Genomic DNA, 25,785 nt, shown 5'->3' with positions numbered 1-25,785 from the left:
ACCCGTCGGCCGGGGATCAGCATTCCGGCAGGTTCACCGCCAGACCGCCCTGGCTGGTCTCTTTATATCTGGTGTTCATGTCCAGCCCGGTCTGGCGCATCGTCTCGATACAATTGTCCAGCGGCATGAAATGCGTACCATCGCCGCGCAGGGCCAGTGACGCCGCCGACACCGCCTTGATCGCACCCAGCCCGTTGCGTTCGATACAGGGCACCTGCACCAGACCGCCCACCGGGTCGCAGGTCATCCCCAGATGATGCTCCAAAGCGATCTCTGCCGCATTTTCCACCTGCTCATTCGTGCCCCCCAAAGCCGCGCAGAGACCTGCCGCCGCCATCGCCGCAGCCGAGCCGACCTCACCCTGGCATCCAACCTCGGCCCCCGAGATTGAGGCATTGTACTTGATCAAACCGCCGATCGCTGCTGCCGCCATCAGAAAATCCGTGCTGCCGTGCTCCGTCGCGCCGATACAATGGCTGCGGTAATAGCGCAAAACCGCCGGGATCACGCCTGCCGCCCCGTTGGTTGGTGCGGTGACCACACGCGCGCCTGCGGCATTCTCTTCATTCACGGCCATGGCATAGACGCTCAACCAGTCATTCACCACATGCGGCTGCGCGATGTTGCTGCCCGCCTCGGCCTGCAACTGGTCATGAATTGCCCTGGCACGACGCTTCACCCGCAAGCCGCCGGGCAACTCGCCATCCATACGCAGCCCGCGATCCAGGCAGGCCTCCATTGCGGTCCGCAGGGTATCAAGCTGCCCGGCCACCTCTGTCCGACCGCGCCCCGCTGTCTCATTGGCCCATTTCATCTCGACAATGGACTTGCCGGAGGCCCGGCCCATCGCCAGCATCTCAGCCGCGGACCCGAACGGATAGGGATAGTCCACATGCTCCTGCTCCGCATGCAGTTGACCCGCGCGGCCCTGTTCCTGCGCCGCCAGTTCCGCCGCCGTCATCACAAACCCGCCGCCGATGGAATAATAGGTTTCCTCCATATGGAGGTTTCCGTTTGTGTCAAAAGCCCGCAGGATCATCCCGTTGGCATGGCCCGGCAGGATTGTCTCATAGTCGAAGACCAGATCCGTGGCCGGATCGAACCGCATCTGCGGCAGACCCGGCGGCGTGACCTGGCCCCTGGCCCGCAGCTCAGCCTCCAGTGTTTCCGCCTGATCCGGGTCCAGCGTGGCGGGGGTCAGCCCGCAAAGCCCGAGGATCACCGCCCGATCCGTCGCATGGCCCTTGCCGGTAAAGGCCAGTGACCCATGCAGCGAACAGGCCAGCCGCGCCGGATCACCGGCCCCCGGCTCTTTCTCGCGGCCGCCGCGCAGATCGTCCAGAAACCGCGCCGCCGCGCTCATCGGGCCCATGGTGTGAGACGAGGACGGGCCGATCCCGATCTTGAAGATGTCAAAGATGCTCAGAAACATGCGCGTGCTCTCGGGTCCTGTGACCAGCTGTATTTCAACAGGGGTTCGAAACGCTGTAACGCAAAATGCAAGGCCGGCACATATGAATAATGCGCCGAACAGCCAGCAGTCTCCCGACGAGGACTAAGAGGGTGCAGAGACGTTGTTGGACGTTAGATAACTTTGGCCTTCGCGTCAAAAACTGAGCCAATCACCTAGGGCGTAGACTCATAAGAACCAAATCACTGTAGCGGCGATGTGGGCGGCCGCGAGGAAGGTGTTGGGGCATCGGAATGTGCGCAGGCTGAGTTGTCGCCAGTCTTTCAGGCGATTGAACATGCGCTCTACGATATTGCGGGTTTTGTAGAGATCTGCGTCATATTCAAACTGCACCTTGCGGTTTTTGCGGGGCGGGATGCAGGCTGTTGCCTCTGCCTTGGTCAGCCAGTCACGCAGGTGATTGGCGTCATAGCCACGGTCCGCGATGACGGTGCAGCCTTTGGCGACATAGGGTTCAAGGCACTGGCGTGCTTGGGAAATATCGGCCCGATTTCCCGCAGTCAGCCCCAAGTGAACCGGGCAACCGCCACCGTCGCAAACCAGATGCAGCTTCGAATTCAGCCCGCCTTTGGTCTTGCCGATGCTCCGTCCGCCCGGGCTGTTTTTTTGACACCGTTCGCTGCGATCCGATGCGTTTTGACATGGCTCGCATCGATCATGAGTGTCGACAGGTCGGCCGTCTCGCGCGCCAGCGCGTCAAAGACACGTTCGAAAACGCCTGCCTCGGACCAACGTTTCCAGCGGTTGTAGAGCGTCTTTGCCGGGCCATATTCGGGCGGCACATCGGACCAGCGATAGCCTCGCTGGATACAGAAAATGATCCCGGACAAGACACGACGATCATCCACCCGTGGCACGCCTCGGGGCTTGTTTGGCAGCAAAGGACTGATTTTATTGAACTGTTCTTCGGTGAGCCGGAAATTCGACGACATGAAACCTCCCAGATTTCACATCTTGAAGCACATCGCCATTTATAGGTCTACGCCCTAGTCACCTGTATCTAAAGTTCGCGGCATAAGGTTTGCTGAGTTTGCTGGCAGAACCGTTTGACGGATGCGAGGATTTCGTCTGCGGATTTGACCCACTTGTACGGCGTTGGGTTCTCGTTGTGGGCCTCGATGAATGCCACAATGTCGGCCTCCAACTCTACGGTTGATCGGTGCACGCCCCGCTGTAGCTGCTTGCGGGTCAATTCGGCGAACCAGCGGTCCACCTGGTTGATCCATGACGCTGACGTAGGCGTGAAGTGGACGTGCCAATGCGGGCGGCGCGCCAGCCAAGCCTTGACCCTCGGCGTCTTGTGGGTGGCATAATTGTCCATGACGATATGCACGTCGGGGCCTGCGGGCACGTGCCGGTCGATCTTTTTGAGAAAGTCCGGAAACTCTGTTGCACGATGCCGTTTGTAGCACTTTCCGATCACGGCACCGGTGGCAATATCCAGAGCGGCAAAGAGCGAGGTCGTACCGTGGCGGATGTAAGTGTGAGTTCTCCGCTCAGCCACGCCGGGCGCCATGGGCAGGACCGGCTGTTCCCGATCCAGCGCTTGAATCTGGGATTTCTCGTCTACGCACAACACGATAGCCCGGTTCGGCGGCGACAGGTACAACCCGACAATATCCTGCACCTTGTCCACGAACAGCGGATCGGTTGAGAGTTTGAAAGTCTCGCTGCGGTGTGGCTGTAGCCCGAATGCGTTCCAAATCCGCCGAATTGTTGTGTGAGACAGCCCCGTCGCGGCAGCCATTGAGCGGATCGACCAGTGGGTTGCGTCCTTTGGCATGGTGTTCAGCGTGCGCTCGATCACCTCGGCCACCTGTTCATCCGACACCGTGCGCGGGCGACCGGGGCGGTATTCGTCGGTGAGGCCTTCGATCCGATCCTGTGCAAAACGCCTGCGCCATTTGCCCACCGTGTGCTCGTGCACGCCAAGCTGTGCAGCCACTTCCTTGCTGGGCAGCCCCTCGGCGCACAACAGGATCATCCGACAGCGATCCGACAAAGACCGGGGCGTCTTGTGCTGCCGAACCTGACCTTCGAGAAAGCGGCGCTCTTCATCGCTCAGCACCACCGCATCCGCAACCCGTCCAACCATCGCATCACCTCCTGAAGCTCAGTTCAAACAATGATACGAATTACAGTTCCAGGTGACTAGAACCGGACGTTCGAGCGCAACGCAGCGAATGTCCTGTGTGGATGGCTCCTGCATAGCAAGTCCTTTTTGATCTGATTTGTGCATTTGTCAGAAGCAGTCATGTGTCCGGCCTGTTTGCGCGGTTGTGACCGCTGGCCCTGATGGGTTCCGCAAACCAAGTCCCTTACAGCTTAGCGGGCTATGACGCCCGGGACATTCGGCGGGGTGTCCTGGTTTTGGCGGCTGACTTATGCACCATCATCTCGCGGGTCTTGCTAACTCGATGTTCCTTTCTTCTCAGGCTGCCGCACGGGGGCTGTAGGGTTCATCGCGGGTCAGGACAGCCCAGACGATCCGGGCGGTCTTGTTGGCCATGGCGACGGTTGCAACACGCGCAGGTTTGCGTTCGAGCAGTGACGTCAGCCACTTGCTGGCGCGTTCGGGGTGGGACCGTGTTTGTCGGACCAGTGATGTCATGCCGACGACAAGCAACGATCGCAAATATTGATCGCCCATCTTGGTGATCCGCCCCAGCTTTTCCTTTCCTCCGCTGGATTTATTCGCAGGCGTCAAGCCCAGCCAGGCGGCGAACTCCCGGCCATTACGGAACTGATGCCCGTCGCCGATGCTGGCGATGATCGCAGAGGCCGTCACCACGCCGACGCCGGGTATCGTGCGCAGCAAACGGACACGCGCATCTTCTTTGGCCACTTGCTTGAGGCGCTCTTCATACCATCGGACCCGCTTATGCAGAGCCATGAGCTGATCTGACAGGTTGCGGATCACCTCGTTGGCGATGTCCGGCAAGTCGAGCACTTCACCAAGGGTGATGTTTTCGGCGAAGCCAATCACCCGAGCCAGCCCTCTCGGAATGTAAACGCCAAACTCGGCAACAAGGCCACGTAGGCCGTTGATCAGTTGCGTCCTTTGACGGACCAAAAGGTCGCGAGCCCGATGAAGCGATAGCAAGGCTTGTTGCTCAACCGTTTTGATCGCAACAAAGCGCATCGTGGGTCGTGTCACTGCTTCACAGATTGCCTCAGCGTCGATCGCGTCTGACTTCCCGCGCTTGACGTAGGGCTTCACATACATCGGCGGGATCAAACGCACCTCGTGGCCCAAGGCCGTCAACTCGCGGGCCCAATGATGGGCGCTGCTGCAAGACTCCATGCCGATCAGGCAGGGTTCTAATTTAGCAAAGAACGGCAGAAACTGCGCCCGTCTCAGGGGCTTGTTGAACAACACATCGTCGTTCTCTGCGATACCATGGACTTGGAAAACGTTCTTGGCCAGGTCAACGCCGATTGTGGTAACTTGCATGGGGTGGCTCCTCTCAAAGCAGATTTAGACACCTGCATTATGGCGCATTGCGACGCCGGTTGGAGCAGGAGCCATCCACCCCATCAGCTTCTTTAAGTACGGCCAAAAAACCTGACAAACCAAACGGAGTTTTGCCAAAGGTTTGTGCATTGTCAGTCGACGAGCCGATTATTTGGTGCCAATAAATTGATCATTATGGTCGTGTCAGTATGTTTACCCACGCTCGAGAAACCGATCTGGGCGTTACTTCGCCGAAACCAGTTCTCGTTATATGCTCAGAGTTGCTTTGATGTGCGAATCAAACAACCCTAAATTGCGTGCAAACAGCACAATTCAACAAAGGAGAAGACCATGACTATCGACAAATCAAAACTCCTGAAGAGCAAAGCACAAGCGTCCGCTGAATGGACCGTCAACTCGAAGCGCGACGAGGACTGACTACAAGGGTGCCCGGTGAACGGGCACCCGCCAACAGTATTTGGAGGCATCAATGGATATTGAGTTAACTGAAGGTTCTTCAGACCCCAATAAAGTGCTTCAGCGGATTAAGAAACCTTACAACGAATCGTTGACTTATCTGAGTGTTGCATTGGGATTGGAGGGGCTGGTCCATCGATTTTGCTGGCCTCACTTTGCCCTATATAATTTATCGGTCGGGAAGGTTGAGGCGGATGAATTTGAGGAGGCAAAGCAACTGCTGGCTCGCATCAATGACTTTACCAGTAGCACAAATTTCCGAAGTGTTCGCATTTCTAGGTTTGACCCTGATGAAGAGACTCTGCAAAATGAGCTACTGTTGGAGATTTTGAGTCGCGACGAGAGTGGTGTTAAGATTGGCAAGGTTACCGAACAGCAGTTCGACATCTCTAAAGTGCTAGTTCTTGAAGCAATTGACGTGATACGAAAAACTGCTCCAAAGTATTCAAACGAAATGGCGCTTCTAATAGATGAAATTATCTTGACTGGAAGAACGCAGGATTATTACGTCAGATCAGGAAGCAGTTACACCGCATTTGGTCTCGTGACAATATATGCGGATCCAGAGGGAACACTGGCTTACTTTATCGAACATATTGTTCACGAACTTAGCCATCTCGTACTATTCACATTTAATGGACAGGATTCACTTGTTCTGAATAAGGATACCGAACGGTTCAAGGCTCCTCTTCGAGATGATTTGAGACCGATGTTTGGCCTGTTTCATGCCCTTTTCGTTATGGTGCGTAGCTACATTGCACTCGATCTTGCAAGGTCTGAACTAACCAACGCCGGTGAAGACGTCGCTGATCGACTAGTAGAGTTAAAGAAACTGATCATTGCGACGCACAAAACAGTTTCGAAGAACGCAGAATTCACTGAAACAGGGCGGTTGATCTTTGAAGACATCGAAAGAGTGGTGATAAGAAACGACTTACTTGCATGAAGAGATTGCTTCGGCTGAAAGGACTTGAGGTTTTTTTCCTTACCCTGGGAAAGCTGGCCTTGGCCTTATCCATATGGGTTGCACTTGAAGCGCAAACCTGGCTAGCTGCCGCACTGCCGATAGTCTTTTATTTATGCAAGACTTGCTTCGGTTGCTTTTTTTCTAATCTGCCTGACAAAGTCGGACCGAGACGGTTGATAGTCCAACTTATGACGGTTTCTTGCTCAGCGTTCGCACTGTTCGCCATCGGGTTTGAATGGCAGCAGCCAATTCTTCTTTTAGTTGCTGCAGGCGCTTTCGGAAGTGTGGAAAGTTACTTTACGCCAAGCGTCAATGCACTTGTCCCCGAACTTGTTGATACTGACGAAGCACCTAACGCTTATCGCTACTCATTTCTAATTTCATCTGTTGCTCGCGTAAGCGGATTGACAGTAGGTTTTTTAGGTTATGAAGTTCTGAATAGCGCCATCGTGCTGCTGATTATCACGATCATTGCAGCAATCGTCTGCTGGTACTCCTCTGGTGTGGCCTATCCTTCACCTCGCCAAATTCGATCGGCTTTCGAAAGCCCCTTCAAGAGCTTCAAACGTTTTTCGAGGATCAGGTTTGAAATCGAGTGGTCACTAATCTCACTTGCCATTAATGCCATAACAGTATCATTCTCAACGTTCGTCATTCCATTCGCGGCAAAGACAGTGTTTGATGTTTCACCGGTTTACTTGGGGCTGCTAGAAGCCAGCGTTACTGCTGGTGTAGTCTTCAGCGCATTATTTTTACATCGGTTTGTTTCTGAGCGCGTTAGTGAACTCGTGATTGTCTTGGGGAGCCTTGCTGTACTGGGAGCTTCTATGTTCGCTTACGCGATTTTACTCCAGCCTGTCGCCTGGGCCGTGATATCATTCTTCGTGGGCGCGGCTATCGTGACAAACAACACCACCGTGGAGGCGCGGCGCTCTATGGCATTGCCGGAGAAAGAGAGGGGCTTTTTTCAGACCTCTCACTTCTTCATCATTCAAGCAGGTGTTCCTGTTGGCTTACTGGTTTCATCAATTTTAGTATTCGGCCAGTCACTGAACGGTGTGTTGCTAGTAGCTGGCAGCATTATCCTGCTTTGTACTGCCTATTTGGCCTTGAGCACTTCATTTCGAGAGTTCATCCGGGTGCCAAAGGACGACTTGCTTGGCTACTACACCAAGCTCTTATGAGGAGGTTAGACAAAGTGTCAAATATGTATAAGCCATGTGTCGCCATTTTGAAGGCGGGCGGATTTGATAAGGCCTTCTTGTATGAGCGCAGCCACGTGGGGCACTTGGCATCGACCTACCAGTATCTGGACAATTGGGGTTGCGACGAAGAAACGAAGATTGCGGGGTTGATGCATTCCGTCATTGATCCCAAGAGTGGCTATGATAACGAGATCCTTGACCTATCTACGATGGACGAAACTGTGGTACCCAAGCGGGCAAAGGCCTTGATTATTGGATACTATTGCTTAGAGCGGTCGGAAGCGGGTTATCCAGTTGAAGCAGGCGAGTTCGCGTACGATGGCCGCCGCATATCGTTGTCTCAGGAAGATATCAGAAGCATTGCCGACATTGCCGTGGCTGATCGAATCGACCAGGTCGATTGGTGTTGGGAAAAGCATGACATAGCGCCCACAGCGGATGTGATGGTGTTTCTCGAAAGCTCGAAGCACTGGGCTGCCTTGGCAAGTGGACCGGCAAATTCTGCATTTGAAACAACTCTGTCCAGCGTCAGGGAGACTGCATAGTGCTTACATAAACTAGACCTCCTCCTTGAAGCAGCCGTTGGCGAAGACGCAGCGAATGTCGGAAAAGTCCGCACCGCCGACCTTGGCGCGAAAAGCAAGGCGGGTCCGGTCTGGGTCAAACATGCTTGACGTTTGGGCCGATATTGCGTGACGCGACATGTTGTTCGGATTCAGAAAAACCGTTGCATCGTGTCAAAGATGCGCAACGTCCCACAGACGGTCAACCGCGGTCTTCCAAATAGCGCGCAGCGCCAGTTAGGGTCAGGACCCATTAAATCCATGCCATCAGTTTGGCAGATTTTTCGCGTGACAAGGCGCAGGGCTGCCGGAATAGTGGTTCTATTTCAAAGGCCTGCAACGATGCTCACGCGGGACATCCGCCAAACCCGAAGGGCACCGGTTTCACATCATCTCAGCGGCGTGCGCCGCTTGACCGTAGAACACCTATGGCCGGCGCGCCGCAAACCACTGATATGTCGTGAAATCGGTGCTGACGGTATGGATTTAAGGGGGCCTGACCCTAACGACATACCATCTTAAACGATCTAAAGATGAACAACCGCCATGTGATGACAGGCATTCCCCCTCTGCCCATCCCATGCCATAACCTGTTGAAGTTGCAAACTGCTTTACCGCCGATGCCTGACACACCTACTTTCTCCACCCCACCCAGCGATGCGCTTTACACCCCCGGCCTTCACCCGGGGTTGCATCTGCTATCTGATCCCGGCCCCGCCTGGCACAAGGCGCGCAGCGGCACGATCACCAGCCTTACGCTGTCCGAGACCCCTGAAATCCGCGCAAGGTGGGAGACCGAGCTTCGCCGTATCGCCCGCCATAGGCATTTCGACAGTGTCATTGAGTTAAACACCCGGCCCGCGCTTTTTGAAGATGCCCGGTTCATCCGCACCTTTACGGCGCTCAACAATCGCTGGTTCATGAACGGGGCGGGCGGCGGGCGCCTTATGACGAAATACGGTCGCAGTTATAAATCTGAATACCCAGGGGCCGATTTCAACGCCGATCTTCGCCAACATTACGAACAGGCGCAGGCCAATGCCGAACCAGTGCCGATCTGGAGCGGAGATATCACCGGGCTAGACTTCGCGCTGGATGCCCGGAACCTGCATAATTACTATCATTTCATGAAGGAAACCTTCTGCAATCTTTGCCTTCTGGCCGAGATCGACGGGTTCAGCGGGCAGATCAACATTCATTGCCCGGGCGCAGAACCCTCGGGGTTCATCACCCGCTACCTTGATGCGCTTTTCCCCGAACTGGCCGGCAGGGTGCGGTTTCAGGGCGAACCGGCCCATTATGACCGGGTGCTTGGGGCCTTCACACCGGATTATTACCTGTTTCAGGCCCCCCCGGGGGCAATACCCCCGCTTGACCCGCTGATCGGGCGACGCCTGCAATGGGACCCGACATTACCGAACGCAGATGTCATGAAGACCCTGTCGATGAACGCCTATTCCCGGTCCCTCCGCCTGCTGCGCGAACGCGCCCTACGCGCGATCGAAGGACAGGACTTCCCGCATCTGCCCAAACGTTTCTGGGTTGGCCGGGCAGTGGAAGGCAAACGCGCCCGCACCGTCGAAGCGGAACCGAAGATCATTGCAGGGCTGCAAAAACGTGGTTTCGAGGTGATCTATTTCGAGAAGCTCTCACCGCTTGAACAGATCGCCCTGATGGCGCGCGCCGAGGTGATGGTGTCCTATCACGGGGCAGGTTTCACCAATCTGCTTTATGCGCATCCGCAGGCCCATGTGATCGAACTGGGCACGCTGCAATCCGGCGTGCTGCGGTGGAGCGATTTCATGGGTTTCGCACATGCGGCGGGCTGCACATACACTGTGGCGGTGGCCGATTACGATTATGACGGCCCGGAAGCTCTTCCACCACTGCGGGGCGGGACGCTTCACCCGGTTGCCATCTCGGATACCGGGATTGCGCAATTGATGGCACATATCGACGCTTTGTAACGCGCTCCGGGGCGGGGCATCACAAGGACGGGATCACGATAAGGAAACCAAGGATGTGGCGTGCCACATGGTTTGACCCTTGGGACGGTGCTATAGCACCCCTTGGATTCAACGCGCCATCGCAACTTAACGTTTATGACAGTGTAAGGCGGCGATGCTCTTATGCTGCTCACCGACTGAAGTTAAGGAGCATAGAATGCGAGCTTACCGCCGCCTTACAGAAGATGACCGTATAGAGATTTACGCAGCATTGACAGCGGGGGAGAGCCAGGCAGGCATTGCGCGCCGGATCGGATGTCACAAGTCGACCATCAGCCGGGAAGTTCGGCGCAATGCCGGCCTGCGTGGATATCACGCCAGACAAGCCCAACGCTTCAGCATGTCGCGGCGTATCCGTCTTGGACGGCGCCGGGTTTCACGGCAGCAATGGCGGATTGTCGAGGCTGGTCTGCGTCAGGACTGGAGCCCCGAACAGATCAACGGTGTGATGCGGCTCAAAGGCCTTGCCCCTGTGAGCCATGAACGCATTTATCAGCACATCTACGCCGATAAACGTGCAGGCGGCACGCTCTACACCCATCTGCGGGTTCACAAGAGGCGTCGTAAACGGCGCGGTGTCTTCAACAGACGCGGGCAAATCAAGGATCGCGTCTGGATCTCCGAGCGCCCCCGGATCGTCGATGCCAGAGCCCGTATCGGAGACTGGGAAGTCGATACGATCATAGGGCGCCAAAAACGATGCAGCCTTGATCACAATGACCGAACGCAAATCCCGCCTATGCAGGGCCGTAGTGGTCAAAGATCGCAGGGCAAAATCGGCACAGCAAGCCATCTCACGCACGCTCGGGCCTTTGCGGGACCACGTCCACACACTGACCTATGATAATGGGCCGGAGTTTTCGCACCACCAAAAGGTCAATCGCGACCTCGGTGCAAAGAGCTTCTTTGCGCATCCCTATCATTCCTGGGAGCGCGGTTCGAACGAAAATATGAATGGCTTGCTACGGCAATACTTCCCGAAAGGAAAATCCATGAAGGCCGTGACAAAGACGCAGATCAACGCAATCGTTGAACGCCTATAGCGTTTTGCGTTAACATTGAATCAGAATTCACTGCCTCTCAATCAGCAGGTAGCTGATTTCGAACACGAATTCTGATGCGAACTGTTTCAATGAAAACGCAAAAAGCTTTGAAGCAGAAATCGTTTGAACTGACTCGAAAACCGCTGCCTCATATAAAATGCAACCTGCTCTAACGGTACGAAACTGCCGTTCGCATCGGTGCACTGAATGTCCGGTCTCCTGAAGGTTTTTCGATGCGGGCCGGGGTGCAACATTTCCTTCCGGCGGGGCGTGCGGCCCGCGTTGACAAATCTCGGAAGGAGGAAGCCGCGGGGTAATCCCCCCATTTTTAGTGGGGTCCAGCCGTAGAATTCACGCGGCTGTTTTCAGTTTCATGGCGGGTGTTATGCCGCCTATACCCATGTTGGGTCGCTCGTTGTTGTAAGTCCAGAGCCATTCAGTCGCCTTATCTTGTGCCTCCTCAATCGTTTCAAAGATGTATTGTCCGAGCCACTCGCCACGAACAGTGCGGTTGTAACGTTCTATGTAGCCGTTCTGCTGTGGTTTGCCTGGCTGGATGTATTCAAGCCGGATGTTGCGTTTCTCGGCCCATGTCATGAGCGTGCCACTGATATATTCTGGACCATTATCGACGCGAATTGCGTGCGGCTGGCCGCGCCATTCAATGATCTGGTTCAGGCTGCGCACAACGCGCTCCGCTGGCAGTGAGAAGTCGACCTCAATGCACAGCCCCGGTCCAGGAACCGCCGCCAGCAGATCGCCAACATCCTCGACGCTCAAGACAACCGGTAGCTTCTTCGCTTTGCGCCGGAACTGCATGTACCGCTTCATCTCCTCGCGCCCACAGGTCATGCCGAAGAAGAACCGCAGCGACACGATCCTAGCGTTGAACACGCCGGTCGAGACCCCGGTATCGGTCATGTGAAGCTGATACGCGCGCAACTCGTCCGGCGTCGCCGTATCGGGCGAGCGCCCGATGAACTCAGCAAAATACCTGACGGCTCTGATATGGCCTTGCTGCGTCTTCGGGGACATTCCGCGAATGCGCATATCTTCGATCATCCGCTCACGCAGCGGGGTGGTCTTCTCCTCCTTCATGGGAGCCTCCTGTCATCTAATTGAGAAACCCCAATCGTCAGACAGGTCTGCCAAATCCCAAAATCGCCGGATCAACGCCGAACACCGGTAACAAGCGCCATTGCCGCGTTAGCGGCTTCGTCCTCCCCCTACAGCTTGACCAAGCCGATCTGGCATCAATAATCTGGTTTCCATGAAAAGAGAGATCATCAGTTGCACATGTGGTCAAACCAAAGCGGCGGTTTCAGCGATGCCGAGACTTCGGTTTCGGTGCCATTGTTCGAAGTGTCAATCCACCTACAAGGGGCCTTTTGCTGACGCGCTCGTGTTTCGTCGCGGGCAGGTCCATCTTGAGGATGCCAACCAGGTCGACTGGATACACACCATGCGACCATCCCCATTGGTTCGTGGCATTTGCAAATCATGTCATGAACCGATTCTCGCGCATTTTTACTTTGTTTTTTCAATCATACCGGCGATCGCAATGCCCGGTGGACTGGTTCCACCCGTTGGTCATGATGTCTACTACGGGACCAGAGCCAAGGCGTTGAACGACGGCGTTCCGAAGCACGATACAGTGCTTGGCTCATACCTCGCCCTTGCCTTGCCATTTGCTGGCGTGCTTGCGCTGCCTGGCCGTACTATCGCCGCATCGTAGTCAGGATCAGTCGCCCAAGAGGCGATTTGCGCCGATTGCTATCTGTTACTGCGTTCGCCTGAAGGCCAGCGTTACTGCCCCGAAAGGTCAAACTATGTGGCCATTCAGAAAGGAAGTTTGGTGGAGCCTAGCGGGATCGAACCGCTGACCTCCTGCATGCCATGCAGGCGCTCTCCCAGCTGAGCTAAGGCCCCAGACCATTGCCGCCAATCGCGTCAACGACGTGCGGTTTATGGTGTCGCGCGGGGCAGATCAAGCGAAAAATCCCCGCCCCGCGCCGTTCGGTTCAGCACGGATCAGTCGTCGTCGCCATCATTGGCCGCGACGTCCTTCAGATCGTCCAGAGCGACGGTTTCCGTATCGTCATCATCGTCCAGAACGTCATCATCATCGTCGCCGTCATCCAGATCGACATCCGCATCGGCGTCAATATCAAGATCGTCATCATCGTCCAGAACGACCTCTTCAGCGTCATCGGTGACGTCTTTCTTGGTTGCGGATTTATCGGCCTTATCGGCCACCAGGGTACGTGACCCCTTGCCGGTATCCAGCACAACCACATCACCCGTATACGGGCTGACGATCGGATTCTTGTTCAGGTCGTAAAACCGTTTCCCGGTTGTCGGGCAGACGCGTTTGACGCCCCAGTCCTCTTTGGGCATGACACCCCCTTTAATCATCGGTATCGAAGAATTGCGGTCACCTGACACAATGTCGGAGGGGTGTCAAAGCCTTTCAGGACCGCAGATGCCCGGCCCAAGCTTCGAGTGGAAAATGCCCCGCCCGTCCAACGACACCCATATCCTGCCCGGCGACCCGCCGGTACATGTGGCCCTGAAACGCTCTGCCCGGGCGCGGCGGTTCTCGCTGCGGGTGTCGCGGGCCGATGGCCGCGTCAGCCTGAGCCTGCCACATTGGGCCAGAGAAAGCGATGCCCTGGCCTTTCTGCATGACCGTGAAACATGGCTGAGACGACAGCTTGCTGCGGCACCACACCCCAACCGGCCCGAGATCGGCGGCACAATCCCGATCTGCGGGGTGGATCGGCAGATCACGCGCGGGGGCGGCCGGACGGCCCGGCTGATCGAGGGCGGGGTGCAGGTGCCCGATGGCCCACGCATCCCCCCCCGCATCCGCGCCCTGTTGCAGGCCCTGGCACGCGAGCGCCTGACCCGGGCCTGCGACCGCTATGCCTCGGATCTTGGGCGGCGCTATGGCCGGCTGACCCTGCGCGATCCCCGCAGCCGATGGGGCAGTTGTTCCTCGAAAGGGGATCTGATGTTTTCCTGGCGGCTGATTATGGCACCGCCTGATGTGCTTGACTATGTCGCGGCCCATGAGGTCGCACATCTGGCGGAAATGAACCACTCCGCGAAGTTCTGGTCCGTCTGTGCCCGGCTCTGCCCCGGCTACGATGCCCCGCGCGCCTGGCTGAAGACCGAAGGCCCGCAACTTCTGGCGTGGCAGTTCGACCCCTTGCCGCAAGACCCGGTTTTGTGATCACATTGCCCCCATGTTGACCAATCCCCGCCCCACGGAAACCGGTGCCGCAGTGGCCCATGATCGGGTTTACCGCGCTTTGAGAACACAGATCATGCATGGAGAGGTGGGCCCGGGCCAGCCCATAACCCTGCGCGGTCTTGGCAAGGAATTCGGCGTCTCGATGACACCCGCCCGCGAAGCGGTGCGACGGCTGGTCAGCGAAGGGGCACTGTTTCTGTCTGCCTCGGGCCGGGTGTCGACACCGGAATTGTCCAATGAGCGGATTGAAGAGCTTGCCGCCATCCGCGCCCTGCTGGAGCCGGAATTGTCGACCCGCGCCCTGCCCCGCGCCCATATGGCCCTGATCGAGCGGATGGAGGTGATCAATGGCAGCATCGCCAATGCGATCATACGGCGCGATGCGGTTGGCTATATCCGCAGCAATCTGGAATTCCACCGCACGCTTTATCTGCGCGCCCAGGCCCCGGCGATGCTGGCCCTGGCGGAAACCGTCTGGTTGCAACTGGGGCCCACCATGCGGGCGCTTTACGGGCGTATGGGCAAAACCGATGCGCCCAGTCATCACAACCTGATCCTTGCCGCCCTGCAAGCCGGGGACGAGCCGGGATTGCGCCTTGCGGTCCGCGCGGATGTCACCAAGGGCCTGCGCCTTCTGATAAGCTGAGCCGCTAAAGCGTTTCGTGTAAAACCTGAAAAGCTATAGAGCTTCGGACCAAAATTCTGCACCACATATACATTGCGCAGAGGCCATCGCCCGCCCCTTGGGGCGGTACAGGCGCTGCCCGGCGGTGCCGCCGGGCGGGAGGGTGACGCGGGGGTGGTTCAGAATTTCAAGCCGAAGTTTTATTTGCTGATTGAGAGGCCGCGAATGCTGATACGACGTTACCGGGAAACGCTATATCGCGACAGGCAATCGGCCGGCACCCAGCCCTCTTGCCCGTTTTCTGCCCGGCACCAATGCCAGCCTGCCCGTGTGGTCAGGATCGTGACCCTTTCACCCGTCATCACGGTCAGTTCGGTTGTGTCAAAATCCCCGGTGATGCGGTCGCCATCCAGCAGATCAACGGGAATCCATCCGCCCAGACCCTGCTGGCTCACCACCCATTGCCATCCGGGATAATCATCATCCACACGGCCCGGGGTCACGACTTCCCCGGCGCTGACACGCAAGGCCGGGGTATAGGTCGCGCGCCACGGCCTGGTGACGCACGCCCGACGATCAGGCGTGGATCGCACCATCGCCACAGGCCAGGGCGGCCTCCCGCACGGCTTCGGAATAGGTGGGGTGGGCGTGGCAGGTCATCGCCAGATCCTGGGCCGAGGCGCCGAACTCCATCGCCACACAGATCTCATGGATCAGATCACCCGCCATCGGGCCAATGATATGGGCGCCCAGAATCCGGTCTGTGTCTTTATCCGCGAGGATTTTCACAAACCCGTCGGCGGCGAAATTTACCTTGGCCCGGCCATTGCCCATGAAGGAAAACTTGCCGACCTTATAGGCCCGGCCCGCATCTTTCAGGCTTTCCTCTGTCTCACCCACATTGGAGACCTCGGGATGGGTATAGATGACGCCCGGGATCACCCCATAATTCACATGGCCATGTTTGCCCGCGACGACCTCGGCGGCGGCCATGCCTTCATCTTCCGCCTTATGGGCCAGCATCGGGCCGGTGATCGCATCGCCGATGGCATAGATGCCTTTCACATTCGTGGCCCAACGCGCATCGGTCCTGATCTGGCCCCGGTCGGTCATCTCGACACCCAGTTCCGTCAGACCCAGCCCGTCGGTATAGGGTTTGCGCCCCGTGGCGACGAGCACCACATCGGCATCCACCACCACCTCGCTGTCATCCTTGCGCAGCTGATAGGTGACCTTGGCCTTGGTCTTTGTCGCCTCCACCTTCTGCACCGCCGCGCCAAGGGTGAAGCTGAGCCCCTGTTTCGACAGCAGCCGCCGGAATTGCTTGGACACTTCCGCATCCATGCCCGGTGTGATGTGGTCCAGAAACTCGATCACCTGCACCTCGGATCCCAGCCGCGCATAGACCGAGCCAAGCTCCAGCCCGATCACGCCCGCGCCGATCACCACCATCTTCTTCGGCACTTTCGGCAGGCTCAGCGCACCTTCGGAGGTGACCACGACCTTCTCGTCAATGGTGATCCCCGGCAGGGCGGTGGGCTCGGACCCGGTGGCGATGATGATATGTTTCGCTTCATGGGTTTCGTCACCGACCTTGACCTGACCCGGCGCAGGGATACTTCCCCAGCCTTTCAGCCAGTCGATCTTGTTCTTCTTGAACAGGAATTCGATGCCTTTGGTGTTCTGGCCGATCACATCATCCTTATAGGCCTGCATCTGTTTCCAGTCGACGGAGGGGCTTTTGCCCTTCAGGCCCATTTTGGCGAAATTATGCTCTGCCTCATGCAGTTGATGGCTGGCATGCAGCAGCGCCTTGGACGGGATGCAACCGATATTCAGGCAGGTTCCGCCCAGGGTCTCGCGCCCCTCGACACAGGCGGTTTTCAGCCCCAGTTGCGCACAGCGGATGGCACAGACATAGCCGCCGGGGCCGGAACCGATGACGATCACATCGTAACTTGCCATTTCGTTGGTCCTTTCATCAGGCCGGGTCGGGGCTCTGCCCCCGCGCTACGCGCTCCCCCGGGATATTTGTGAAGCAGAGAATGTCATAACAGGGCCGCGATCAGCATGAGGAGTGTTGCCGCAAAGCCGGTGAACCAGATCAGCGAGCGCCAGGGCGACCAGCCGAACGCATAGGCCGGGACGTAAAATATGCGCGCGGCCAGATAGGTCCAGGCGCAGATGGCGGTGAAGTGCGTGGACTGGTCCGAGAGGGTGACAACGGTCACGGCAAGGGTGAAAAGCGTCAGCCCCTCGAAATGATTGCTCAGCGCGCGCTGAAGCCTGCCGGCAATGCCGGTCAGCTCAATTCTCTTATCCCGGGGGCCAAGGGCCGTTCCGGGCCCCACCTGCGCGTTGGCGGCAACCGAATAGAGGAGGAATTGCCCCGCTTGCAGCAGGCCCGCGCATGTGAGGGCGGTGAGTTCGGGGGTCATCACAAATCCATCAGCAACCGGCGCGGATCCTCCAGCGCTTCTTTCACCCGCACCAGGAAGGTCACCGCGCCTTTGCCATCGACGATCCGGTGATCATAGCTCAATGCCAGATACATCATCGGGCGGATCACCACCTCGCCATTGATCGCCATCGGGCGGTCCTGGATTTTGTGCATGCCCAGAATGCCCGATTGCGGCGGGTTCAGGATGGGTGAGGACATCAGCGAGCCATAGACCCCGCCATTCGACAGCGTGAAGGTCCCGCCCTGCATCTCGGCCATGGACAATTTGCCGTCCCGGGCGCGGCGGCCCTTTTCGGCAATCGCTTTCTCGATCTCGGCAAAAGACATCGCATCCGCATCGCGGATCACCGGCACGACCAGCCCGGTGGGTGTGCCTGCGGCCACGCCCATATGCACGAAGTTCTTATAGACGATATCGGTTCCGTCGATCTCCGCATTCACCTCGGGCACTTCTTTCAGCGCATGGCAGCAGGCCTTGGTGAAGAAGGACATGAAGCCCAGGCGCACCCCGTGTTTCTTCTCGAACTGGTCCTTGTACTGGCTGCGAAGCGCCATCACCTCACCCATATCCACCTCATTATAGGTGGTCAGCATGGCGGCGGTGTTCTGGCTGTCTTTCAGGCGCTTGGCGATGGTCTGGCGCAGGCGGGTCATCTTCACCCGTTCCTCGCGCGCCGCATCATCGGCGGGCACCGGGGCGCGGGGGGCTGCGGGCGCGGCAGACGGCGCCGGGGCTGTCGCCGCACTGACCGCATTCAGCACATCTTCCTTCATGACCCGCCCATCGCGGCCCGACCCCTGAACCTGATCGGCGCCAAGGCCTTTTTCGGCCATCAGCTTCTTGGCAGAAGGGGCATCTTCCACATCCCTGCCCGTGCTGGCCGGGGCCGCCGCCGGTGCAGCCGCCGCCGCTGGCGCCGCCGAGACACCTGCCGCTGCGCCACCGATCACCGCCAGTTTCGCGCTGGCTTCAACGGTCGTTCCTTCGGGTGCGGCGATTTCAGTCAGGACACCGGCGGCCGGGGCCGGAACCTCGACCGACACTTTATCTGTCTCCAACTCGCACAGCATCTCATCCTGCGCGACGCTGTCGCCCACGGCCTTGAACCAGGTGGACACCGTCGCCTCGGTCACGCTTTCGCCCAAGGTAGGCACCATCACATCAACGCTGTCGCCGCCTGCCTCCGGTGCCGCCTCGGCCCGCGCCGGTTCTTCTGCCGCAGGTTTTTCCGGGGCCGCCGCCGGGGCCGCGCCTGCGCCTTCGCTCAGCGTGGCAAGCAGGGCATCAACCCCCACGGTTTCTCCTTCCGCCGCGACAATCTCGGCCAGGGTCCCGGCCGAGGGGGAGGGCACTTCCACCGTCACCTTGTCGGTTTCCAGCTCGCAGAGCATTTCATCAACCGCCACCGCTTCGCCCGGTTTCTTGAACCAGGTGGCCACTGTGGCCTCGGTCACGCTTTCGCCCAGGGTGGGTACGCGCACTTCTACGGACATCGCTTAGTTCCCTTCGATCGTCAGCGCATCATTCACGAGCGCGGCTTGTTGTTCTTTATGTTGACTGGCCAGCCCCGTGGCAGGTGATGCCGAGGCATGACGCCCGGTATAGACAGGGCGGGTATGTTTGGCTTTCAGACGGGTCAGAACCCATTCCAGGTTCGGCTCCACAAAGCTCCAGCCACCCTGGTTTTTCGGCTCTTCCTGACACCAGCAGATCTCGGCGCCTTTGAAGCGTTCAAGCTCTTTCATCAGGGCCAGTGCCGGGAACGGATAGAACTGTTCCAGCCGCAGGATATAGAGGTCGGTCATCCCGCGTGCGTCGCGTTCTTCCAGAAGATCGTAATAGACCTTGCCCGAGCAGATCACCACGCGCTTGATCTTGGCATCTGCCATCAGCTTGGTATCGGAATGGCCCTTCTGGGCGTCATCCCAAAGCACCCGGTGAAAGCTGGACCCGGTCACAAAATCCTCGGTATTGCTGACCGCCAGCTTATGACGCAGCAGCGATTTCGGCGTCATCAGCACCAGCGGCTTGCGGAAGCTGCGATGCAACTGGCGGCGCAGAATGTGGAAGTAATTGGCAGGTGTCGTGCAATTGGCCACGATCCAGTTATCTTCCGCCGACATTTGCAGGAACCGTTCCAGCCGGGCCGAGCTATGCTCGGGCCCCTGCCCTTCAAACCCGTGAGGCAGCAACATCACCAGACCCGACATGCGCAACCATTTGCGTTCGCCCGAGCTGATGAACTGGTCAAACATGATCTGCGCGCCATTGGCGAAATCGCCAAACTGCGCCTCCCACAGGACCAGCGCATTGGGCTCGGCCAGGGAATAGCCGTATTCGAAGCCCAGAACTGCGTATTCCGACAGCATCGAGTCGATGACTTCGTATTGCGCCTGTCCCTCGCGGATATGGTTCAGCGGGTAATACCGCTCTTCCGTTTCCTGTTCGATCAGGCCGGAATGGCGCTGGCTGAACGTGCCGCGCGTGCTGTCCTGCCCGGCCAGACGCACCGGGTAGCCTTCTGTCGCCAAAGAGCCGAAGGCCAATGCTTCGGCGGTGGCCCAGTCGAACCCTTTGCCACTGTCGAACATGGCTTTCTTGGCATCCAGCAGGCGGGTCACGGTTCTGTGCAGCTTGAACCCGTCGGGCGCGCGGGTCAGGGCCGCGCCCACCTCTTTGAAGGTTTTGGGTTTGATCGCGGTCTCGCCGCGCTGATATTCCTCCCCTTCGCGGTCCAGATGCGACCAGCGGCCATCCAGCCAATCCGCCTTGTTGGGTTTGTAATCCTTGCCCGCTTCGAACTCTTCATTCAGATGCGCCTGAAACGCGGCTTTCATATCCTCGATCTCGCCTTCGGGGATCAGCCCGTCCTTGACCAGACGTTCGGTATAGAGTTGCAGCGTGGTTTTCTGCTTCTTGATCTTCTTATACATGATCGGGTTGGTGAACATGGGCTCATCGCCCTCGTTATGGCCAAACCGGCGATAGCAGAAAATGTCCAGCACCACGTCCTTGTGGAACAGCTGGCGGAACTCGGTCGCGACCTTTGCGGCATGCACAACCGCCTCGGGGTCATCGCCATTGACGTGGAAAATCGGCGCTTCCACCATCAGCGCGATATCCGTGGGATAGGGGCTGGACCGGCTGAAATGCGGCGCCGTGGTAAAGCCGATCTGGTTGTTCACCACGATATGCATCGTGCCGCCCGTGCGGTGCCCGCGCAACCCGCTGAGGCCGAACCCCTCGGCCACCACACCCTGCCCGGCAAAGGCCGCATCGCCATGCAGCAGGATCGGCAGAACGCTTGTCCGCTCCGGGTCGTTATTCTGGTCCTGCTTGGCGCGCGCCTTGCCCAGAACCACCGGGTTCACCGCCTCAAGATGGGACGGGTTGGCGGTCAGGCTGAGATGGACGGAATTGCCGTCAAACTCCCGGTCCGAGGAGGCGCCCAGATGGTATTTCACATCGCCCGATCCATCCACATCCTCGGGCTTGAAACTGCCGCCCTGAAACTCGTTGAAAATCGCCCGGTAGGGTTTCGCCATCACATTGGCCAGCACGCTCAACCGGCCCCGGTGAGGCATGCCGACGATGATATCCTTCACCCCCAGGGCGCCACCGCGTTTGATGATCTGTTCCATCGCAGGGATCAGGCTTTCGCCGCCATCCAGACCGAAACGTTTGGTGCCCATGTATTTGACATGCAGGAACTTTTCGAAGCCCTCGGCCTCGACCATCTTGTTCAGGATCGCCTTGCGCCCTTCCCGGGTGAAGACAACTTCCTTGCCGAATCCCTCGATCCGCTCTTTCAGCCAGGCAGCCTCGGTCGGGTTTGAGATATGCATGTATTGCAGCGCAAATGTGCCGCAATAGGTCCGCTTCACGATCTCCACGATCTGCCGCATCGGGGCCATTTGCAGCCCCAGCACATTGTCGATGAAAATCGGCCGGTCAAGATCGGCCTCGGTAAAGCCATAGCTTTTCGGGTCAAGCTCCGGGTGCGGGGTCTGGTCGCGCATGCCCAGCGGGTCCAGATCGGCCACCAGATGGCCCCGGATCCGATAGGCGCGGATCAGCATCAGCGCCCGGATCGAATCCAGCACCGCGCGCTGCACCTGATCATCAGTGACCGCGACACCTGTCTCGGCGGCTTTCTCGGCAATCTTCCTGCCCGCACCCTTCATCTCTTCGGCCGCGATCGGCCATTCCCCGGTCAGCGCGCTGGTCATCTCATCGGCGGGCTGCGGCGGCCAGTCATCGCGCGCCCAGGAGGGGCCCGAGGCCTCTGCCTTCACATCCGTCTCCGCATCGCCCAGCGCCCGGAAGAACTCAGCCCAGGCCGCATCCACCGCAGTCGGATCATTGGCATATTGCGCGTAAAGCTGCTCCAGATATTCCGCATTATGCCCCTGCATGAAGCTGGAGGCATGGAACTGGTCATTGGGGGATTGGTCGGTCATTGGGAAACCTCATCGGGGTTGGGACCGTGTTGGTTAGAGCCGGATTGTGAGAGAATGAGAGGGCGGGCATATGATGCGTCTCCAGCCCGGCGGCACCGCCGGGCAGCGCCTGACCTTCCCCCCGGGAAGGCGCTTTGCACCTCCCCAAGGTCAGGCGCGGCCCTTAGCAGATATGGTCGACGCTTCGTCAATGCAGCCCTACCCAATCGCTTTCAGCACAGCCTCGCCCAGGCCCGCAGGGCTTTCGGCCACCACGATGCCTGCGCTTTGCATGGCTTCGATCTTGTCCTCGGCGCCGCCTTTGCCACCGGCGACAATCGCGCCCGCATGGCCCATCCGACGACCCGGAGGCGCAGTGCGGCCTGCGATAAAGCCCGCCGTCGGTTTCCAGCGGCCTTTCTTCTTCTCATCAGCCAGGAACTGCGCGGCTTCTTCCTCGGCGCTGCCGCCGATCTCGCCGATCATGATGATGCTTTCGGTTTCCTCATCAGCCAGGAACCATTCCAGCACGTCGATATGTTCCGTCCCCTTGATCGGGTCACCGCCAATGCCCACGCAGGTGGATTGCCCCAGACCCACATCCGAGGTCTGTTTCACCGCCTCATAGGTCAGCGTCCCCGACCGGCTGACCACCCCGCAGGAGCCACGCTTGTGGATATGGCCAGGCATGATACCGATCTTGCAGGCATCCGGCGTGATGACACCCGGGCAGTTCGGCCCGATCAGGATGCTGCTGGATCCTTCCAGCGCGCGTTTTACCCGCATCATGTCAAGCACCGGGATGCCCTCGGTGATGCAGCAGATCAATTCCATCTCCGCATCAATCGCCTCCATGATCGAATCGGCCGCGAAGGGAGGCGGGACATAGATCACAGACGCATTCGCCCCGCTCACTGATTTCGCTTCATGCACCGAATTGAACACCGGCAGGTCCAGATGGGTCATACCGCCTTTGCCCGGCGTCACGCCTCCGACCATTTTGGTGCCATATGCGATGGCCTGTTCAGAATGGAATGTGCCTTGGCTGCCAGTAAAGCCCTGGCAGATCACTTTTGTGTTTTTATCAACAAGAACAGCCATGTGTTTCTTTCCTTACATATGTTCCGTCGGCCTGACGGCCATTTGTATTTCTGGGTTTTTCCGGTCACGCACCCGGCCCTCATCCGTGGCCCTACCCCGCATCTTTTCAGGGGGCACACCCCGCAGGACCTGCCTTTGCCCGCCCGCATGCAGCCAGTCCGGCAGAAACGCGGCCATGTCCGGGTCCGCCTGTTGCGTGGCAAGATCACTGATATAGCCATCCGGGTCCGATGGCAGCCGGTGAACAGCCCGGGCCAGCGGGTCGATCACGTCGCGCAGCAGGAAGGGACCGGGGCGGTCAAAAACCGCCGTCAGGCCAGAGGCCTCAAGCATCTCAAGCGCGTCAAGCTCAACCGCAGAGATATCCGGGCGATCCAGCCTGCCGCGGGCGCGTGTCTCATGGTTCCAGCAATCGGCCTCCGGGGCGGGCCAGTCCAGATCAACCCCGGGCGCCACATGCCGCCCCAGACGCAGACGGACCCATTCAGGCCGGGCCGACAAGGTCGCAATCGGCGAGACCAGGATGTTGGTGCCCTCTGCTGCCTCCAGCAGCGCATGGGCAAGGCGCAGAATCTCCCCAAAGGCGAAAAGACCGGTCTGACCGGGATGCCAGGCATCTTCCGGCGACCGCGCCCGCATCGTGTAGGACTGCATCACCAGCCGGGGCGCCCGCCAGGACAATATCCCCCGCCCGGTTCCGATCTCTGCCAGAACCTGTTTCAGCCGAAAGTAGTATTGCGGCATCTTGTTGCCACCGACCCTAAGTGTGTCAGCCTTTGCCTCAAGCTGCGCCAATTCCTCAACCGCCAGTTTGTGATGCGGCCCGTCCGCCACTTGCATCGCGGGCGCATTCACAACCCATCCGGGCAGGGACAGCCCGCGATGGTCCTGACTGGGTTGCACCAGTTCATGGGAGCAATGGATCTGTGGGGCGGCATTCAGGAACCGCGCGGTGGCCGAAGTTCCACTGCGCGGCACGCCAAAAACGATAAAGCTCAGATCTATCGAAGACAATTGGCTGGCGAGTTGGGGGCTGGCCACGGGTCTACCCTTTCACTGCCGCCACGATTTTCTCGGCGCCGTCTTTCAGATCATCCGCCGCGATCACGGCCAGGTCGGAGCTGTTGATGATCTCTTTGCCCTTCTCCACATTCGTGCCTTCCAGGCGCACCACAAGCGGCACTTTCAGCCCCATCTCTTTCACTGCGGCGATCACACCCTCGGCAATGATGTCACACCGCATGATGCCGCCGAAGATGTTGACCAGAATGCCCTTCACCTGCGGGTCAGAGGTGATGATCTTGAACGCTTCGGTCACCTTTTCCTTGGTGGCGCCACCGCCCACATCAAGGAAGTTGGCGGGCTCGGACCCGTAAAGCTTGATGATATCCATCGTCGCCATGGCCAGACCCGCACCATTGACCATGCAGCCGATCTCACCATCAAGCGCAATATAGTTCAGGTCGTATTTCGAGGCGGCAAGCTCTTTGGGGTCTTCCTCGGTCTCGTCGCGCAGGGCGGCGACATCGGGATGGCGGTAGACCGCGTTGCCATCAAAGCTGACCTTGGCGTCCAGCACTTTCAGATCCCCCTGATCGGTCACGATCAGCGGGTTGATCTCCAGCATCTCCATGTCTTTTTCGACAAAGGCCCGGTAGAGCAGACCCATCAGACGCACGCATTGCTTGACCTGCTGGCCCTCAAGGCCCAGGGCGAATGCAATCCGGCGGCCATGGAACCCCTGATACCCGGCTGCCGGATCAACGCTGAACGACAGGATTTTCTCTGGTGTCGCTGCGGCAACCTCTTCGATATCCATGCCCCCCTCGGTGGAGCAGACAAAGGAAATCCGGCTGGTCTGACGGTCCACCAGCAGAGCCAGATACAATTCCGTCTCGATGCCGGAGCCATCTTCGATATAGACCCGGTTGACCTGCTTGCCGACCGGGCCGGTCTGATGGGTGACCAGCGTGCGGCCCAGCATCTTCTTGGCCTCGTCAGCCGCCTCTTCCACCGATTTGGTCAGACGCACACCGCCCTTGTCACCCGCATCGGCCTCTTTGAAATGGCCTTTGCCGCGACCACCTGCGTGGATCTGCGATTTCACCACCCAAAGCGGGCCATCCAGCTCACCCGCCGCTGTCTTGGCTTCCTCGGCTCTCAGAACCACACGGCCATCACTGACCGGGGCGCCATAGTCACGCAGCAATGCTTTCGCCTGGTATTCATGAATGTTCATGAAACTGTCCCATATTTGATATTGGTCCCCTCGTCTAAACACACAGTGAACCGTCAAGAAAACGTCAATCTGCCGCAATCGGGGGAATCCGGGCAAAAAGCGACATTTGTGATCACAGGAGAAAAAGGTGTGATCACAAAACGGGCAGGACAGGCGAATCGCAATAGGCATTGACGCCGACCAATGACACGGCAACTTATAAATCATGAATGATTTCAAGACCGAAAACGGTCACGCCTGATGGCCAAAACAACCTGGGGTATTGTCGGCACAATGGATGAACCACCGGAATTGGTGGTCGCCAATGCCGCGCATCATCTGTGGGCCGGCGCGCCCACAGGCTATAGCGAAATCGTTTTATTCTGCACCACCGCTCATCAAAATTCGCGCTCTATAGCGTTTCGACTTACTGTTGAAACGCCTTTCGCTGCCTTTCGCCTTCGGCTCAAACGCGAAAGCCGTTGTCTCTGTATCCAT

Annotated in this window: 23 protein-coding genes and 1 tRNA gene; 9 read left to right on the top strand and 15 right to left on the bottom strand. The window is 58.3% G+C overall.

Going from position 1 to position 25,785, the window contains the following annotated elements; translation table 11 throughout:
• Positions 1-16: 16 nt before the first annotated feature.
• From E2K80_RS02125 to E2K80_RS02105, 4 genes are all read right to left on the bottom strand, one after another.
• Positions 17-1,432 carry an L-serine ammonia-lyase gene (locus tag E2K80_RS02125; protein WP_135372320.1) on the bottom strand — a complete coding sequence of 472 codons (1,416 nt, stop codon included), beginning with the start codon at positions 1,430-1,432 and terminating at the stop codon, positions 17-19.
• Between the two features lie 207 nt (positions 1,433-1,639).
• A protein-coding gene (locus tag E2K80_RS02120) for an IS5 family transposase (RefSeq protein WP_135372318.1) occupies positions 1,640-2,403 on the bottom strand; the annotation gives its coding sequence in 2 pieces (ribosomal slippage) (positions 1,640-2,062 and positions 2,065-2,403; 762 coding nt in all).
• 68 nt (positions 2,404-2,471) lie between these two features.
• Positions 2,472-3,566, bottom strand: coding sequence for an IS630 family transposase (locus tag E2K80_RS02115; RefSeq protein WP_135372316.1), 1,095 nt, complete (start codon positions 3,564-3,566; stop codon positions 2,472-2,474).
• Positions 3,567-3,902: 336 nt separating this feature from the next.
• Positions 3,903-4,925 carry an IS110 family transposase gene (locus tag E2K80_RS02105; protein ID WP_135372313.1) on the bottom strand — a complete coding sequence of 341 codons (1,023 nt, stop codon included), beginning with the start codon at positions 4,923-4,925 and terminating at the stop codon, positions 3,903-3,905.
• A gap of 490 nt (positions 4,926-5,415) precedes the next feature.
• On the opposite strand from E2K80_RS02105, the gene E2K80_RS02100 reads away from it, so the two are divergent.
• From E2K80_RS02100 to E2K80_RS02075, 6 genes are all read left to right on the top strand, one after another.
• A complete protein-coding gene (locus E2K80_RS02100; RefSeq protein WP_135372311.1) occupies positions 5,416-6,348 on the top strand; it encodes an aKG-HExxH-type peptide beta-hydroxylase in 933 nt (310 codons plus the stop codon).
• Positions 6,345-7,553 carry an MFS transporter gene (locus E2K80_RS02095; protein ID WP_135372308.1) on the top strand — a complete coding sequence of 403 codons (1,209 nt, stop codon included), beginning with the start codon at positions 6,345-6,347 and terminating at the stop codon, positions 7,551-7,553. Before E2K80_RS02100 ends, E2K80_RS02095 begins: the two co-directional genes overlap by 4 nt.
• 14 nt (positions 7,554-7,567) lie before the next feature.
• The gene (locus E2K80_RS02090) at positions 7,568-8,119 is read left to right on the top strand and encodes a hypothetical protein (protein ID WP_145988576.1); all 552 of its coding nucleotides are present in this window, start codon (positions 7,568-7,570) and stop codon (positions 8,117-8,119) included.
• A 638-nt stretch (positions 8,120-8,757) separates the two neighbouring features.
• Entirely contained in the window at positions 8,758-10,104 is a 1,347-nt protein-coding gene (locus E2K80_RS02085; protein ID WP_168193074.1) for a glycosyltransferase 61 family protein, read from the top strand.
• 154 nt (positions 10,105-10,258) lie between these two features.
• Entirely contained in the window at positions 10,259-10,987 is a 729-nt protein-coding gene (locus E2K80_RS19985; RefSeq protein ID WP_135372300.1) for an IS30 family transposase, read from the top strand.
• Positions 10,896-11,186: an IS30 family transposase gene (locus E2K80_RS02075; protein WP_168193041.1), complete on the top strand. Its 291-nt coding sequence runs from the start codon at positions 10,896-10,898 to the stop codon at positions 11,184-11,186. The genes E2K80_RS19985 and E2K80_RS02075 overlap by 92 nt, the downstream gene beginning before the upstream one ends.
• Before the next feature lie 351 nt (positions 11,187-11,537).
• Here the strand turns inward: E2K80_RS02075 and E2K80_RS19390 are convergent, their stop codons facing one another.
• A complete protein-coding gene (locus tag E2K80_RS19390) occupies positions 11,538-12,284 on the bottom strand; it encodes an integrase core domain-containing protein (RefSeq protein WP_135372296.1) in 747 nt (248 codons plus the stop codon).
• A gap of 172 nt (positions 12,285-12,456) precedes the next feature.
• Here E2K80_RS19390 and E2K80_RS02065 point away from each other — a divergent pair, with 172 nt between their 5' ends.
• The gene (locus E2K80_RS02065; protein WP_135372294.1) at positions 12,457-12,921 is read left to right on the top strand and encodes a GFA family protein; all 465 of its coding nucleotides are present in this window, start codon (positions 12,457-12,459) and stop codon (positions 12,919-12,921) included.
• Between the two features lie 118 nt (positions 12,922-13,039).
• Here E2K80_RS02065 and E2K80_RS02060 read toward each other — a convergent pair.
• Positions 13,040-13,115 (bottom strand) — tRNA-Ala (locus tag E2K80_RS02060).
• Positions 13,116-13,217: 102 nt separating this feature from the next.
• Positions 13,218-13,583 (bottom strand): TIGR02300 family protein, encoded by a 366-nt coding sequence (locus tag E2K80_RS02055; RefSeq protein WP_135372292.1) that lies wholly within the window; start codon positions 13,581-13,583, stop codon positions 13,218-13,220.
• Positions 13,584-13,668: 85 nt separating this feature from the next.
• Between E2K80_RS02055 and E2K80_RS02050 the strand changes: the two genes are divergently transcribed.
• Together E2K80_RS02050 and E2K80_RS02045 are read left to right on the top strand one after the other, a co-directional pair.
• Positions 13,669-14,421: a M48 family metallopeptidase gene (locus E2K80_RS02050; RefSeq protein ID WP_238475623.1), complete on the top strand. Its 753-nt coding sequence runs from the start codon at positions 13,669-13,671 to the stop codon at positions 14,419-14,421.
• A 13-nt stretch (positions 14,422-14,434) separates the two neighbouring features.
• A complete protein-coding gene (locus E2K80_RS02045; RefSeq protein WP_135372290.1) occupies positions 14,435-15,088 on the top strand; it encodes a GntR family transcriptional regulator in 654 nt (217 codons plus the stop codon).
• Between the two features lie 218 nt (positions 15,089-15,306).
• Here E2K80_RS02045 and E2K80_RS02040 read toward each other — a convergent pair whose 3' ends face one another.
• The 8 genes from E2K80_RS02040 to sucC form a co-directional block, all read right to left on the bottom strand.
• Entirely contained in the window at positions 15,307-15,570 is a 264-nt protein-coding gene (locus tag E2K80_RS02040; RefSeq protein WP_168193072.1) for an SH3 domain-containing protein, read from the bottom strand.
• Between the two features lie 73 nt (positions 15,571-15,643).
• Positions 15,644-17,032, bottom strand: a complete 1,389-nt coding sequence (gene lpdA, locus E2K80_RS02035; RefSeq protein ID WP_135372286.1) for a dihydrolipoyl dehydrogenase — start codon at positions 17,030-17,032, stop codon at positions 15,644-15,646.
• 83 nt (positions 17,033-17,115) lie between these two features.
• The gene (locus tag E2K80_RS02030) at positions 17,116-17,505 is read right to left on the bottom strand and encodes an MAPEG family protein (protein WP_135372284.1); all 390 of its coding nucleotides are present in this window, start codon (positions 17,503-17,505) and stop codon (positions 17,116-17,118) included.
• A complete protein-coding gene (gene odhB / locus E2K80_RS02025; protein WP_135372282.1) occupies positions 17,505-19,022 on the bottom strand; it encodes a 2-oxoglutarate dehydrogenase complex dihydrolipoyllysine-residue succinyltransferase in 1,518 nt (505 codons plus the stop codon). The genes E2K80_RS02030 and odhB overlap by 1 nt, the downstream gene beginning before the upstream one ends.
• Before the next feature lie 3 nt (positions 19,023-19,025).
• Positions 19,026-21,989 carry a 2-oxoglutarate dehydrogenase E1 component gene (locus tag E2K80_RS02020; RefSeq protein ID WP_135372280.1) on the bottom strand — a complete coding sequence of 988 codons (2,964 nt, stop codon included), beginning with the start codon at positions 21,987-21,989 and terminating at the stop codon, positions 19,026-19,028.
• 198 nt (positions 21,990-22,187) lie between these two features.
• The gene (gene sucD / locus E2K80_RS02015) at positions 22,188-23,069 is read right to left on the bottom strand and encodes a succinate--CoA ligase subunit alpha (protein ID WP_135372278.1); all 882 of its coding nucleotides are present in this window, start codon (positions 23,067-23,069) and stop codon (positions 22,188-22,190) included.
• A gap of 12 nt (positions 23,070-23,081) precedes the next feature.
• A complete protein-coding gene (locus E2K80_RS02010) occupies positions 23,082-24,110 on the bottom strand; it encodes a sulfotransferase (RefSeq protein WP_135372276.1) in 1,029 nt (342 codons plus the stop codon).
• A 4-nt stretch (positions 24,111-24,114) separates the two neighbouring features.
• Positions 24,115-25,308 (bottom strand): ADP-forming succinate--CoA ligase subunit beta, encoded by a 1,194-nt coding sequence (sucC, locus tag E2K80_RS02005; protein WP_135372274.1) that lies wholly within the window; start codon positions 25,306-25,308, stop codon positions 24,115-24,117.
• Between the last annotated feature and the right edge of the window lie 477 nt (positions 25,309-25,785).

It is taken from the genome of Rhodophyticola sp. CCM32 (assembly GCF_004751985.1).
Classification (GTDB): domain Bacteria; phylum Pseudomonadota; class Alphaproteobacteria; order Rhodobacterales; family Rhodobacteraceae; genus Rhodophyticola.
This window is presented reverse-complemented; position numbering and strand designations above follow the sequence as displayed.